At 48.9% G+C, this 14,262-nt stretch carries 15 protein-coding genes; 9 read left to right on the top strand and 6 right to left on the bottom strand.

Translation table 11 applies throughout. From position 1 onward, the window contains the following. Positions 1-58 precede the first annotated feature (58 nt). Positions 59-859: a substrate-binding periplasmic protein gene (locus F566_RS0113410; RefSeq protein ID WP_211210664.1), complete on the bottom strand. Its 801-nt coding sequence runs from the start codon at positions 857-859 to the stop codon at positions 59-61. A gap of 356 nt (positions 860-1,215) precedes the next feature. Here F566_RS0113410 and F566_RS32835 point away from each other — a divergent pair, with 356 nt between their 5' ends. The 5 genes from F566_RS32835 (at position 1,216) to F566_RS0113385 (ending at position 7,553) form a co-directional block, all read left to right on the top strand. Then, positions 1,216-2,733, top strand: a complete 1,518-nt coding sequence (locus tag F566_RS32835; RefSeq protein WP_020407510.1) for a bifunctional metallophosphatase/5'-nucleotidase — start codon at positions 1,216-1,218, stop codon at positions 2,731-2,733. Positions 2,734-2,810: 77 nt separating this feature from the next. Next, on the top strand, positions 2,811-3,602 hold the full coding sequence (locus F566_RS0113400; protein WP_020407509.1) for a S1/P1 nuclease: 792 nt from the start codon (positions 2,811-2,813) through the stop codon (positions 3,600-3,602). A 92-nt stretch (positions 3,603-3,694) separates the two neighbouring features. Beyond that, positions 3,695-5,101 (top strand): hypothetical protein, encoded by a 1,407-nt coding sequence (locus F566_RS0113395; protein ID WP_020407508.1) that lies wholly within the window; start codon positions 3,695-3,697, stop codon positions 5,099-5,101. A 17-nt stretch (positions 5,102-5,118) separates the two neighbouring features. Further along, positions 5,119-5,556, top strand: coding sequence for a hypothetical protein (locus F566_RS0113390; protein ID WP_020407507.1), 438 nt, complete (start codon positions 5,119-5,121; stop codon positions 5,554-5,556). Positions 5,557-5,630: 74 nt separating this feature from the next. After that, positions 5,631-7,553: a DEAD/DEAH box helicase gene (locus F566_RS0113385; RefSeq protein ID WP_020407506.1), complete on the top strand. Its 1,923-nt coding sequence runs from the start codon at positions 5,631-5,633 to the stop codon at positions 7,551-7,553. Positions 7,554-7,637: 84 nt separating this feature from the next. On the opposite strand, the gene F566_RS32830 is transcribed toward F566_RS0113385, so the two are convergent. Continuing rightward, positions 7,638-8,633 (bottom strand): patatin-like phospholipase family protein, encoded by a 996-nt coding sequence (locus F566_RS32830; protein WP_020407505.1) that lies wholly within the window; start codon positions 8,631-8,633, stop codon positions 7,638-7,640. Positions 8,634-8,864: 231 nt separating this feature from the next. Between F566_RS32830 and F566_RS0113375 the strand changes: the two genes are divergently transcribed. Continuing rightward, the gene (locus F566_RS0113375; RefSeq protein ID WP_033416245.1) at positions 8,865-9,713 is read left to right on the top strand and encodes a DNA ligase; all 849 of its coding nucleotides are present in this window, start codon (positions 8,865-8,867) and stop codon (positions 9,711-9,713) included. Positions 9,714-9,797: 84 nt separating this feature from the next. Here F566_RS0113375 and F566_RS37930 read toward each other — a convergent pair whose 3' ends face one another. From F566_RS37930 to F566_RS0113360, 3 genes are all read right to left on the bottom strand, one after another. After that, entirely contained in the window at positions 9,798-9,929 is a 132-nt protein-coding gene (locus F566_RS37930; protein ID WP_020407503.1) for a hypothetical protein, read from the bottom strand. A gap of 152 nt (positions 9,930-10,081) precedes the next feature. After that, the gene (locus F566_RS0113365) at positions 10,082-10,414 is read right to left on the bottom strand and encodes a hypothetical protein (protein WP_020407502.1); all 333 of its coding nucleotides are present in this window, start codon (positions 10,412-10,414) and stop codon (positions 10,082-10,084) included. Between the two features lie 58 nt (positions 10,415-10,472). Then, on the bottom strand, positions 10,473-10,721 hold the full coding sequence (locus F566_RS0113360; RefSeq protein ID WP_026179989.1) for a hypothetical protein: 249 nt from the start codon (positions 10,719-10,721) through the stop codon (positions 10,473-10,475). Between the two features lie 81 nt (positions 10,722-10,802). Here F566_RS0113360 and F566_RS0113355 point away from each other — a divergent pair, with 81 nt between their 5' ends. After that, entirely contained in the window at positions 10,803-11,909 is a 1,107-nt protein-coding gene (locus F566_RS0113355) for a DUF2860 family protein (protein ID WP_020407500.1), read from the top strand. Between the two features lie 72 nt (positions 11,910-11,981). Here the strand turns inward: F566_RS0113355 and F566_RS0113350 are convergent, their stop codons facing one another. Next, complete coding sequence (locus F566_RS0113350) at positions 11,982-12,686, bottom strand: SGNH/GDSL hydrolase family protein (RefSeq protein WP_020407499.1); 705 nt, start codon at positions 12,684-12,686, stop codon at positions 11,982-11,984. A 263-nt stretch (positions 12,687-12,949) separates the two neighbouring features. Between F566_RS0113350 and F566_RS0113345 the strand changes: the two genes are divergently transcribed. Together F566_RS0113345 and F566_RS0113340 are read left to right on the top strand one after the other, a co-directional pair. Then, positions 12,950-13,399 (top strand): MarR family winged helix-turn-helix transcriptional regulator, encoded by a 450-nt coding sequence (locus F566_RS0113345; RefSeq protein WP_020407498.1) that lies wholly within the window; start codon positions 12,950-12,952, stop codon positions 13,397-13,399. Positions 13,400-13,461: 62 nt separating this feature from the next. Then, positions 13,462-14,196 carry a siderophore-interacting protein gene (locus F566_RS0113340; protein ID WP_026179988.1) on the top strand — a complete coding sequence of 245 codons (735 nt, stop codon included), beginning with the start codon at positions 13,462-13,464 and terminating at the stop codon, positions 14,194-14,196. Positions 14,197-14,262 lie beyond the last annotated feature (66 nt).

Genomic DNA, 14,262 nt, shown 5'->3' with positions numbered 1-14,262 from the left:
TCAGGCCTGTTAAGCCTGGCTCCTCAATAACCGGGAAAACCCGGCAGACTTTCAAGATTCACTGATTGATATGCGGCTTTGCCGAGTCGTTTCTGTATTTTCCGGTTCGGGAGTCCCACATCAGCTCTTCATATCTGCCTGAGGCCCTGAGATAGTCCAGGCCTTTATTAAAGTCTTTCAGTAGGACATCCACTCGCTCAGGTTTTATCTTGCGGGAGAAAGCGACACATATCGGTGTGGTCTGGATTGGACGGGGATGGTTGGTTATCAGGCGAGCCTGGGACGAAGTCAGCTCTCGGTCAATCAACGCATATCCCACCTCTATTTCCATGGGAAAAATTTCTATCCTGCCTGCTAATAACTTACGAATATTCAGTTCGTCCGCACTGACAAATTCCACAGACAGCTGTCCATTACTGGCAGCAGCATCAAATTCACTACCATAAGTGTAGTTATCTGTGGCCCCAATTCTCAGCCCTTCCAGATCTCGGATATTTTTCCAGTCAAAACTGAAGCTTTTCAGATGGAAAATCACTTTTTTATTAAAAGTCACCGGGTCAGAAAAAATAAAGTCCAACTCCCGCTCAGGCGTCGGAGCCCATGTGAGGGAGCCGTCAGCATCACCTTCCTGAGCGATTTGGTAGCTTCGATTCCAGGGATGATATTCGTACGTAACGGTATAGCCGGAATGCTTAAATGCCTCGGTCACAATATGGGTAAAGACGCCCCCGTGTTTCAGTTTCTCTGAGGTATAGGGCGGCCACTCTCCATTGGTCAAATGAACAGTGCGATTCGAATCCACAACAGGTATTGCAGACAAGGCAACAACCAATACAACCATCGAGGTAGAAAGAATCACTTTGCGCTCCTTATCCGGAGTAGATGATGCTTAACTGGGCTTCAACTGAGAGTATAGTCTGTTACCTGGTATACAGCTCTTGATGAGATACCAAAGTACCAACCTTGCCAATTTGAGTGATTACACGTTGCCAGGAGCGTCAGTATCCCTCTGGATACACACAATGACTTATATGGCTTCATATGGAGCATTCTCATTGCCCTCTACTCGATCAAAAATTGCACACCACCAATTCCTGACCTATAACTAAGGGACTCAACAAACAGGCTTTGTGATTGTTTGTCCCAAGGTTTGTTAATCATGGAGCCTCAAGGAAGTATTGGAGACTCCTGCAGGGATATTCCAAGGAGGGCGCCATGCCGAAGAAATCTGGTCTGTGGCTGTTTTTCACTATTCTATTTGCTCTTCCTGTCAGTGCCAAAGTGGTCAATATCACACTGGTACAAGCCAATGATGTTTATGAAATGACACCTGTTAACGGAGGCCTCTATGGTGGCCTGGCCCGATTGCAGTCTTTGATCAATCAACTGAAACGGGAGAATCCCAACACTTTCACAGTACTCGCCGGCGATCTTTTTAGCCCTTCGGCGATCGGTACGGCCAAAGTGGATGGCGAACGTCTTAATGGCAAACAGATGGTTGCCGTACTGAACGCCATGGATTGGGACTTTATGACACTGGGCAATCACGAATTCGACAATGGTCTGGAGCCCATGCTGGACCGGCTGGATGAAGCACAATTCAAGATCATCACCAGCAATGTGCTCGATGCCTCAAACGGCAAGCTCTTTCCCAACACCCAGGAGACCCTGGTTCTGAAGGTCGAGGGTATTAAAGTGGGACTGGCTGGCATTACCTTGCGGTCTTTGGCCAAAGATTTTGTCACCATAGAGGATCCTCTGAAAGAAGCTCAAAGGGCGGTGAACCAACTGAAAAATCAGGATAAAGCGGATATCCTGGTGCTGATCACCCATCAGGACCTGGCTGAAGACATCAAATTCGCAGAAAAGCTGACCAATGTGGACCTGATACTCGGCGGACACGAACATGAAAATGCCTATCTGCGTCGCGGCATAGAGTTCACCCCCATCGCCAAGGCAGATGCCAATGCACGCTCCGTGTATATCCATCACCTCGCCTACGACACCCTAAGCAAAAGTCTCTCCATTAATTCACGACTGCAGATTATCGACGCACGTTTCGACGAAGATCCAGTCATTGCGGAAGTTGTGGATAAATGGATTAACAAGGCCTTTACGGCTTTTCGAAATGATGGATTCGAACCTGAACAACTGGTGGCCATAACCAGTGAACCATTGGATGGACTGGAAGCCAGTGTTCGCAACGGCGAAACCCGCTTGACCTCATTAGTGGCAGAGAGTGCTTTGGCCGCTTATCCAGGCTCGGATCTGTCATTGCTCAATGCTGGCAGCATCCGCATTGATGACATTCTGCCACCCGGGGATGTGACTCAATATGATGTCATACGTATTCTGCCTTTTGGCGGAGATTACAGCCAAGTACGGATGCCTGGCGACATTCTGGAACAGGCACTGAATGTCGGAGAAGCCAATCGGGGAAAAGGCGGTTTTCTACATCACGCGAAAGTAGAGATGACCAGTTCCGGCTGGAGCATCAATGGGGTGCCTTTGAATACCAGTTCAGAGTACACCGTATCGATCGCCAATTTTCTGATTGATCGGGGGGATTCCGGTCTTGAGTTTCTCGTCGATAATCATCGAATCAAACGAATCTCGGACGGTCTTGTGGATTCACGCTTCGCGTTGATCGATGAACTCAAGTCCACCTATCCGGCTCAAAGCACTGACGTGACCAAGAATTCCGCCAGGTCACCCTACATATACGCAGAGTAGGTCTGGCGATAACCCGTCACCACACCAAAGAGCCTGATAATGGATAAGAAACTCAGTTTCGACGAGGAATTCAGCCAATGAAATTGCGTCTATTTCTTCCTCTGATCACATTCGCCGGAATGTTGCTGCTGTCCCTGCCGGCCTTGTCTTTCGGTCCTAACGGTCACCGTATTGTTGCCCGCATTGCCGAAGATCATCTGTCACCGGAAGCCAAAGCGGCCATTTTCAAAATTACCGAAGGCCGGCATCTGGCCCAGTCAGCCACCTGGCCTGACGAAATCCGCTCGGATTCCGGCTGGGATTTCGCCAAGCCCTGGCATTTTGTGTCCATAGATGACGATGAATCTTTCGACGACTACGAACACAGTGATAAGGGAGACATCCTGATTGCGCTGCAGAAGTTTGAAAGCATCCTGGCAGAAAAGAAGGTCAACCAGACAGAAATGTGGCGTGCATTGGCCTTCTACATCCACTTTGTTGGTGACATTCATCAGCCTCTTCACGTCGGGCGCCGCGATGACTACGGGGGAAATAAAGTTCGGGTCAAATGGTTCGGCAGAAAAACCAACCTCCACTCTGTCTGGGACAGCAGTCTGATCGAAAATGAGCAATTGAGTTTCCGTGAATATGCCAGCTTTCTGGATAATGTCACGAGCTCACAGATCAGGGAATGGCAAAGTTCAACTTATCGAGACTGGGCGACTGAATCCAAATCCGTTCGAAAGCAGGTATACGATCTGGGGAATAGCAGCTCAGAGGATCCCAGCCTTTCCTACGAATATGCCTATAAGAACAAGGCACTGATTGATGACTGTCTGGTCAAAGACGGAATCCGGCTCGCAGGAAAACTGAATTCATTGTTCGAGTAATCTGGAGCCCAAACGAGCTACCTGACAGACGCAGCAATGGCAACGTAGGTAGTTTTTCCGACGCTCTCTAACGAATTCTGGGAGGAGAAGAGATGGCCCTACTTGAATCAGCTATGGCTTTTGCCGTAGTCATGATTATTTTCTCCACCATCGTCACAGGCATCGTTGAGTTTTGCGTTCGTGTAGCAGGCTTGCGCGAAAAAAATCTGCAGATCGCCATGACCTCTTTCTATCAGACAGTTATTCATCCCCGGCTCGGCAAGTATCTTACTGATGACCAGCCTACAGGCGAAAACAATTCTCCGGATGATGACAAGTCGCCAGAGACTGACAGCCATAAAACGACATCTGAACCGACAAGCAACACTACCGCCGCCCTGTCCACCACAGATACCCAATCGCCCACAGATTCCCAGTCCACCACAAATAATACCCAAGCCATTAATGACAATACGACAACTCAGAAACCAGGGAAGACCAAAGAGGATGTATGCCGTAAGTTCGTCAGGACAATGACAAACAATCCCGCGATGATCAGCCTTGAAACGCAATCGGAGAGCTCTGACAAAGAAAACACCGGCAAAAAGAAAAAAAAATGGTGGCAGCGTCTGTTCGATAAATTCACCGGCTGCGAAACCTCCATCAGCCAGCTCAGTCCTCTTTCATTTGCCCAGAGACTGGGAAGAAGCGACGTAGGTCAGGCAATCCTGAAAGAAACAGAAGAAAAAGTTGAAACCATCGTGAATGACTTTGTCAGAACTTACGACCGTTTTGGCAGAGCTTCCAGTGAACTGTTTCGTAAAAGAACCCATTTGTTATCTATTATCATCGGCATTCTGTTGGCCCTGGCGGTGAATATTCACGCCGGCCGTATCATGTCCACTCTGATGAAAAGCCCTGACATCAGAGAATCCATGATTGCTGAGGCTCAATCCGCCATGAACGCCAACCAACAGGCAGCGGAATCACTAGAAAGTCTTCAGGCAATGGTCGCCAAAGGCCAGTTAACCGGTGACCAGTTTGAAGAAATTTCCGGTAACCTGACCGACCTGGCAAATTCTTCCAGGGACAGCCTGAACAAGCTGGAAACTTCAGGTCTCCCTGTCGGCTACATTTATTACCCCTATTGCTCAACCGGACCTAAAGGTGATCCGAGTTGCCCCCAGGAAGGAAGCTTATGGGGTACCACGGATAAAAACTTCATCGCGCTGCTCAAAGAGATACCGACTTTCATTGTCTGGATGGTAGCTTCCATTTTCACCGGTATATTGATCGGGCTGGGGGGGCCTTTCTGGTTTAAGGCCTTTTCCAGTCTGTCTCAAGTTCTACAGGTGTTGCGTGCCTTCGGTGTTGGCACCAAACCTCAGCAGGCCAACCCTGAAGAGGTTGCTTCCTTGCCCTCAGCAGAGGAATCAGCAAAACCCAAAGACATCATGGATGCCTTTATGACCTCAGCCAAAGGCTATGCAGAACGGCAGCAGGATTCTCCCGCGCCCTAGAAGCCTGTTCATGCGATATGCCCCTATCCCGTTTCACGGTGGACGGATCAGTCTGCTGCAGCGAGATCAGCTTGTATCGTTTCCTCCTGGCCGGTAATTTTGATAAAGCGGTGTTAGTGAGCCCCTTCGGCCTTTATAATCAGCGTTCATTTACCAGTATCCACGAGTTAGAGTTCATGGCAGAAGATAGCAACGCAACATTGATTTACTGCCGGGGTGGCAGCCTGGAGAGTTTTCCTGTCAGCTACAGCGATCTTGCCATCGTGCCATCTTCCATTCGCCGGGCTGAGCGCTCTGATAACGGTAAAGCCATTGTCACCCTCGATACAACTCACCTGGTCTATGATCTCGACGGAGTGCCGATCACCTCGGTGAATGACCGCTACCTGCTGGATATGGAATTCAACGAAGTGATCACCAGAATCGAGGCATCACGTGCAGAGCTGTCTGAATAGAGCTGTCCAAGTAAAGTTACCGGAATCGTGACGACTCCGGAAGTTAGAAGCCCTGACACGAGCCTCCCCACAGAATGACATTGCATCTTCCCGTCTCCAAAGGCACGCTGCAGAGAATCCTGGAAAACGGAACAACTGCCAATCTCGAAGCGCTCCCCAACGTCCTCGAGACACTGTCCGTTTACGAGCTGGCGGCATGCTATATCATCACCAGACTTCCGGTTATGACGACATCGGCAAAAGCCAAGGTAGCAGAACAGGCTCTGGCTCAACTTATCAGTGAAGCCAATATCATGGGTGAGAGCGAGTTCAGGTCACAGATATCCAGTGTCATTGGCAGGAAAGAACTGAAAGCAGGCATTAGCTTCCTGCACAACGGCGTCTCTCTGATGAGTCAGGAGGATGTCAAGAGACGGAGTTATCTTGATAAAAGCGGTGAATATCGCTGGACCCAATCGAAAAAAACAACTGAAAGAAAACCCAACGTTTACCTGGCTGCTCGCACTGACAGGGGAATTTACCTCTCTGATGACCAGGATAGAATTCTGAACCAGATCATGTCCGATCCGGAGGAATCCGTCGATATTCAGGGATATGCAGGCACCGGTAAAACCCGGCTGATCGTCAAATTGACAGAGCTACTGCAGAAAGGAAATATCATGCTGCTGGCCATGAACCGGCCGCAACTACAGGGGCTTATGTCACGGCTCCCCAACCATCACAACATCACCGGTAAAACCTTCGGCGTAATGGCTGATGAGATTCTTGAATCCAATCTGCTGGACCCCACGAGACGTGTCGGTGGTCGTAAAAAAAGGAAGTTTACGATCAGTCATTCCGAACTCGCGACACAAATGGGATACCGCCCCATCGGGATGCTCACTCCAGCTCAGGTCGCGGATGTCGTAAATAAAACGGTGAATGCCTTCTGCTATTCCAAAGACACCCAGATACAGTTACATCACATTCCCCAATACACCTTGGGAAAACTCCAGGGCATGCAGCAGGTTATCGTACAATTGGCTGCGGAGTTATGGGACACCATCACGGGCGCCAGCGTTGGGCCGGAATTACCGATCAAGGGCTACCACCGCATCAAAAGACTGGCCTTGCTCCGGGAAAAAATCCCCCGGCGCTTTACGCATATCATCATGGATGAGAGTCACGACCTACCGGCCCCCGTTATCGAAATTCTGGAAAGAAGTCCTCAGGCAGTCATCACCTTAGGCGACCGTTACCAGGCCCGCATGATGGCCAGCTTCTCCCAGCACCGAAGCCATCAGATCAGGCAACGCACCATGAACCATTCCCTGAGGGCCGGACAAAATGCCAATCGTCTTTACAACGGTATTATCCGGCACCATCCGGTGACACCCCAGGCAGAGTTTATCGGCTCTAACGAAAAGTCCACCAACATTACCTACTATGACACATTCAAAATTCCGGACAGACCCTGTGCCATTCTTGCTCCTACCAATTGGCATATTCTCAGTGTCATGCAACAGTTGGCGGTCAGCCAAAGTTCTTTTGATATTCTGCCGGGGGCATTGGGAGACCTGAAGTGGCTGGTAGAGGATGCCATTGCCTTTTACCGCTTTCACACCAGGCCCAGCCATCGAGAACTACAAAACTGTCGAAGTTGGGAAGATTATGTGCAGAAACAGTCAGATCCGGTGGTGATGAAAGTCCATAAACTGTTTGATGCAGGGTACGAGGAAAAACACTTCCAGAACTCCCTCGCCAAAGCTGGCACCGGTTCTCCAGAAACAAGATATTTGTTGGGAAGAATTGATGATGCCCGCAACCAGGAATTTGAGCGGGTAATGATTATCCGCAGCGCCATTACGATTCAGAACAGTGATCGCCAGGCCCTGGCTGAAACCATCAACCAGCTATATACGGGTATTTCCCGGGCGAAAAGCGAGCTCATCGTACCGGGATATCTTGAAGGTTGGCTGCAGGATCAGGCCGACTCGGTGAAACAAAACAAGCATTGAGCATTGTATTTCACCGACGACCTTTACAAGCTGTTGCGAGCCCTTCTTCAGACTGGGAGCTTTCTTCAACCTGAGGGCTCTTCTTCAGGCTGAGGGCTCTTCTTTAGACTGCAAGCTCCAGGGACTAAGGATTCTCTGCTGGTTAAGAGCCGTTTTCATTCCCTGAATTTTTTCCAGCTGTTTCATTGTGGCTTGATAACCCGCTTCAATCGCATCGGCTTTCGAGCTGAAACTTCCATAGTTTTCCGGTTCAAACTCCGGCTGGATCACAATATCCGCCGCGGCCAGATCCGCTTCACCCAGTTTACAACTCTGCATTCTGAAAGTGCTCAGAAGAATCCGTCCGGAAGTGTCGGTATCAGTCTTCTGGTTTCCGCAATAGATATCTACCGCTATGACAAAGTCCGCCCCCATGGCCCTGGCATATCGGACGGGAATTAAAGTTAATACTCCCCCATCCACGTAGACATGATCATTGACGGTTACAGGAATAAAGGCTCCGGGAATACTGGAGGAAATCTGCACAGCTTTACCAGGGTTTCCTGACTGAATGAGTTTGCTTTCCCGCTCAGTCAGATCAGTGACCGCAATACCAAGGCCGATAGGAAAATCACTGATATCCTCCTGAACCAGATGCCCATTGATCCACTCAGCGAGCGCCTCGCCTTTGACAAAACCATTGGACGCCAGCCTGAGATCAGCAACATCCCATTCTTTGACGTTCTCAACGATAGAGGCCATTTCCTCATAACTTTTACCAGAGGCATAAAATGTGGCCGCAATTGATCCGGCAGAGGAACCGGTAACTATTTGTGCCCGGATCCCAGCTTCTTCCAACGCTTTAATCACCCCCAGGTGCATAAACCCCCGGACCCCACCACCGCCAAATGCGATCCCGATCACCGGTGCCTGATCTGCACTGCTGACGTTTTTGGCAGAGACATCCTGTTTCTGAACCGAATCGACAGTCAGAGGATACAGATCGTTATACTGCGGACGGCTAGCGCATCCAGCCACCAAGATAAAGGTCAGTATCGCTCCGGCTATATTTAACCATCGACGCGGTATAGAGATTCGCATAAAAAATTTCCTGTCTAAGAATTGGCAGCAACCACTTCGGTATCGCTTCGCGCGGGGTAGGATACTGCTTTCCAAATTTATTCGGCAAGGCTTAACCGGCCAAAAAAAGAAAACACAGCATCACCATTGAGAAATCTCTGACAAAAAGACTGGACAGACTCTTATATTGTCGATGACCGCTTATCAGCATAATGAAGCTTCATGGATGAACAATTGAAACAAGGACGTATCATGCTTCAGAAACACACGGGTATCGCCCTCGCGCTACTCACTCTTCCTTTAATGCCGGTATCTGCCGGTGCCGTTGATAAACCCGGGCTCATTCTTGCTGAAAATTTTCAGGCCGCCAGCCACTTAGCCGACTTTTGGATCAGTGAAAAACTGGACGGTATACGGGCATACTGGGATGGCCAGAATCTGATAACTCGCAATGGAAATGTCATTCATGCTCCAGACTGGTTCCTGAAAAACTTACCGGTATCACCCTTGGACGGTGAGCTATGGGCTGGAAGGGGCCAGTTCGCCAGATTATTAAGTACTGTCAGTAAAGACTCTCCCATCGACAGCGAGTGGCAGTCGGTGAAATACATGGTATTCGATCTCCCCTCTCATCTTGGAACCTTTGATGAGCGGAAACAGGCACTACAGAGTTTAATCAAGCCCCTCAACCCCAACCACGTACAAGCCGTCAAACAATTCAAAGTCGCCAGCCAGACAGCCCTCAGCGATCACCTGTCCGTCATCACCGCCAAAGGTGGCGAAGGTCTGATGTTGCATCGGGGTAGCTCTCTCTATCAGGCACAACGCTCCTACGATCTGCAGAAACTGAAAAAGGCACAGGATGCTGAGGCCAGGGTTTTGGCCCACTTGCCAGCAAAGGGGAAATATAAGGGGATGATGGGGTCTCTTCTGGTAGAAACAGAGAACGGCATACGCTTCAGAATTGGAAGTGGTTTTGATATGACAGACAGGCTTCAGCCACCACCTGTCGGCAGTGTCATTACCTACCGTTACCGGGGAACGACTAAAAACAATATCCCGAGATTTGCGAGTTACTTGCGCTTAAAGGAACAGATATGACAGAAAATTCAGGGGCAAGGAAATAACAAACGAAGGAACGTAATAAACAGGGTGGAGGTTAGTGTGTACCAGGGTGTCTTAGGTCTAATTAGCCTCCGCCCACCTTGCGGCCAGTCCGCAGGCACACCACTCTCTGGCAGCCGTTTCCAGCGCAAGATTACGTGATTTGGCATATTTGCGAATGGCTCTGATCTGTCTGTGTACTCTCTGTTCCATTTTCTTCACCTTAAAAGTTCACTTTTTGATCACTCTTGTCTGTATATGCGATGGTAAAAAGGAAAACACGTCAGCATGTTTCTCTTCATGTCGGTTTTCCCTTATTCGGTCTGTAACTCCCTTGAACCTCCATATCTGCCTTAATGGAAAGCTCAGAAGGATTGAAAGCACCGGGAAATATTTGCAAGACCGAAACGTATCACCTCGGCGATTTCCAGACCGGTATTGATCGAAGCCGCCGGAATATCCGTGACGACCCCTTCCAAAGCGCCTGTCAGCACTTGACCCGGCTCCTCGCCTTCCTTCCCTGGAAGCCTTTCTCCCGACAAAAAGTCAGTCACGATGACGAAAACACCTTCTCCGTTAACAAAGAGCTCGACGGTGTCTCCCAGATGTATGGTGTTAGAGACTGATGGGTTTTCTGTTTCAATAGCGCGCACGTATACAATGCCACTGCCGTCATCACCTGAAACCGCATCGAACATATGAATCCCCTATTCTTACTTTTGTTAATTAATTCAAGAGCTATTTAAATCAAGCTCACTAACGCTCCATTTGCAGGAGTGAGACACTGGCCACTGCGTTCGAAGACTCACCTGCAGTGCTCACTCTCCGACAGCCAAACTGATTAACTGTCAATGACTTCACTCTGACAAGTGATTCTGTCAATCCGGGGATGGGAATATGGCGAATGATGGCCAAATGGAAAGAAATATGTGTCGAGAAATAGGCAGCCAGGTCGTCCAGAACTGTCTCAAAACGACTAAAACCGACATGTTCTGTTAATACCATCTTAATGTGCGACAAGGTTTAATGCAGGAAGGATATTTCGTTTTACCTTTCAGGAAACCCAGCCGTACATCAGGATTGAAAATGAAACCACAAGCCACCCAATATTGCCCGACAAATTTAGAATCAAAAAGATCCCCCGCTATCAGCCAAGCTAACCGGCCATGTCTAATTGAAACATCAATTGTATTGATAACCCTTTCCTCCGCAGCAGGTGCCGCCGAGCCGAGGGCATCAGGCGAGGATGATATCAAACCAGGCTTTCAGACTTCTCTTTCCGTCATATTGGGTGCCAGCCAATCAAAACCCTCTCATGCGACAACCAGTGACGACAACAAGAGCATCGATTCCCTCTCCTCAGAACATAAAGAAGAAAGTTCCGGAATATTTGGATTAGGGGCCGATGTCACCTACACCTTCGACAATCTTCAAACCCAGATATTTCTCACTTCCCCCGAATTACCAGCCATGTTCGGTGAAAGTATGCTGGAACTGGGCGTCAGTCATCGTCTGGCATCCGACACCAAGCTCAGTCTCTCGTTTATACCGTTTATCAGCGGTGCCGGCAGTGAAGTCTGGGAAGACCCCTTCTTAACCGGTAACGACAGGAAAGAAACAGACCAGGAGACCAATGCATTCCGATTTGCCGCCGAGAATATTCTGCAGCTTCCTATTTCATTCGAATATATCGTCGGAGAGATCGAAATTGAAAACGAAGCCTCGGGAACATCGCTCCTGGACGAACCCGGTGGTATCACTTCCAACGAAATGAAGTTACTGAAACGGGCCGGCGATTTTTATCAGGTATCCCTGGGAGGGTCAGTCCCTCTCACTGACTCGCTGTTTTTATCCTCCCAGATCAGCTATACCGCTCTTGATGCCGAAGGAGAAGCTCAGAGTTTTGGCGGCTATGGCGCCGGGGTTAAGCTCAACTACATGTTTGGCAAGTATGTACTGACAGGTGGACTAAACTACGACAGCTTTGAATTTGACGCCAGTCACCCGGTATTCGACAAAGTTCGCGAAGATGACCGTCTTTCGGCCAATGTTTCATTTACCATCGGCGAACCTCTGGCATTTAAAAACACTCACTTAACTTGGTTTGCCAGCTACAGCGAAGCTGACTCCAACATCGAATTCTATGATTCCGAAGAAGCCATTCTTGGTGCGATTGTGGGTTATAGTTTCTAGGGCCTGTTGACACGTTTAATTTTGGACGCAGGGCAGGATAAGCAAGCAGTTCTTGCCCTGCGCATCTAAGCTTCACCGTGTCTCAGCACTCAGTGCGCCAAACACCGCCGTAGCCCATTCCTCATATCCTGCTGCACCGGGGTGGAACCCATCAGCGGCTATAAATGAGGGATTCGGCTCAGAAAAGGATTCAATAACCTTGATGTCAGGTTGATCACGAAATAGATTTCTCATGCTTTGATCCAGCATGTCAGCTCTATACCCGAGATACCATCTCAGGGGTTGTGGCAGGGCTGGAAATAAATGCATGGGTGGCACGCTGGTAAACAGGATTGTCTCCACAGAGAACCGCTGCCTCAAAAGATCAGAAAGTCCCCAAAGATGTTGATTCCAGGCCTTTATCGACGTCCTCCCTGTCACATCATTGACTCCTACCGAGAGCAAGGCCACATCAAAGCGTTGCTCAGGCTCAGCTTGCAATCGTGTTACGACATCCGCCGCGGTATAGCCCGTCTGGGCAACCAATTTCCATGACAACCGATAACGCTCAGCGAGCTGACGACAGAGTCTTCCTGCCAGCGCCTGATCCTGTGCCTCAACCCCAACTCCTGCTGCCGCCGAGTCTCCGGCAATCAATAGTCTGAGAGGCTCGCCGGTGCCGGTTTTCCCACACCTGGCCCCCAAGGGTTCCGGCAGCCTGGGGGTCTCCCGACGTACCTTTTTACCCTGATAGATCAGCAAGGGAGCCAGCCCCACTGTAGCCAGTTGATAAATCATCTTGAACTCAGCGTTATCTTGTTTTGAGAAGGAATAATCGGGAATTAGATCACGTCTCTAACCTACTCCGCCACCTCAAATACTGGGACCTGATAGCTAAGTCGTGACAAATGAGTTATGACAAAAGAGTCGTGACAAGTGAGCAGCATTGGAGCTGGCTAAATGTCGATACCACTCCTCCCAATTCACAACCAAAACATAGTTGACACTATCAACCTTATCTCTATATAGTTGACAAAATCAACCAAATACCACAAATCACTATGATTGAGATAAATATTGGTGAATCTCTTCACCAGTTATTACATACCTACAAACGAGCAATGAGACAAGGTCACCAAGAAGTTGGTCTTTCCCTTGCTGTCTCTCATATCCGATCTTTAAAAGTGATCAATCACTATCAAAAAAATACCGACGAAATCTGTACAGCTCAAACCATTTCAACACGCCTGAAACTGGATAAAGCGCAGATTACCCGGGTGATAAAAGACTTACTTGCTGAAAACCTGATTGAGAAAAGTGACAACCCCAAAGATCGTCGCAGTCAGATTCTGCGACTTACCAATAAGGGAGTTGAAACAATAAAACGGATCAAAGAGGCCGAAGATCTGGCCGGGAAACGAATGTCTGAGGGCCTGCAACAGGACGAAATCGAAGAGTTCGTCCGTCTGGCCAGAATCATGATGGATAACCTGAACCCGAATACAGATTGACGGAAAACTTCAAGCAGGAACCAGTGCCGCTGAGTCCTGGAGCAAAGTATGAGAGTGTATCAATGAGCAAACCCAGCCCGAGAGAATTAACCCTCCTTCGCAAACAACAGGTGACCCCGAATATGCTTCGCCTGACCCTGGGGGGTGAAGGCATGGCTGACTTTCCGGAGGAACAGGAAAGTGCTTATGTAAAATTGATGTTTCCCAACACAGACAGCGTTAAACCAATATTGCGAACCTATACAGTCAGGGCTCAGCGTCATGATGAAATTGACATTGATTTTGTCATTCATGAGGACGGTGGCCCGGCATCCACATGGGCAACAAGTGCCAAGGCTGGAGACCGGATTACTGTAGGAGGCCCAGGTCCGAAGAAACTGGTAGACGACAGCGCAGACTGGTTCCTCATCGTCGGTGATATGACAGCCCTACCAGCTATCAGTGTTAATCTTGAGCTACTTCCAAAGCACGCCAGAGGGTATGTGATCATTGAAGTCATCAATGAATCCGATATTCAGCCCCTGAAAACTCCGGATAACATCGAAATTCACTGGCTAATCAATCCCCGCCCAGGCACCAGAGACACGTTTTTATTAGATAAAGTCCGACAGCTGGATTGGCTGAAAGGGCGTCCATCCATCTGGTGTGCCTGCGAGTTAACCAGTATGAGAAAATTAAGAGCTCATTTTCGAGCTCTACCCAACTTCGATAAAAAAGACCTCTATATTTCCAGTTATTGGAAACTAGGCGTCAGTGAGGAAGAACACAAAGTATTGAAGAGAGCGGAATTGAACTAGCGTTTATTGAGGCGTCCTAGGCCCCAGAGAAAATATCAATTAGAAACAGTCCCCGCGTTGCTATGT

This window comes from Hahella ganghwensis DSM 17046, assembly GCF_000376785.1.
Taxonomy (GTDB): Bacteria; Pseudomonadota; Gammaproteobacteria; order Pseudomonadales; family Oleiphilaceae; genus Hahella; species Hahella ganghwensis.
Note: the sequence above shows the minus strand (reverse complement) of the source record. Positions and strands in the feature narration are given on the sequence as shown.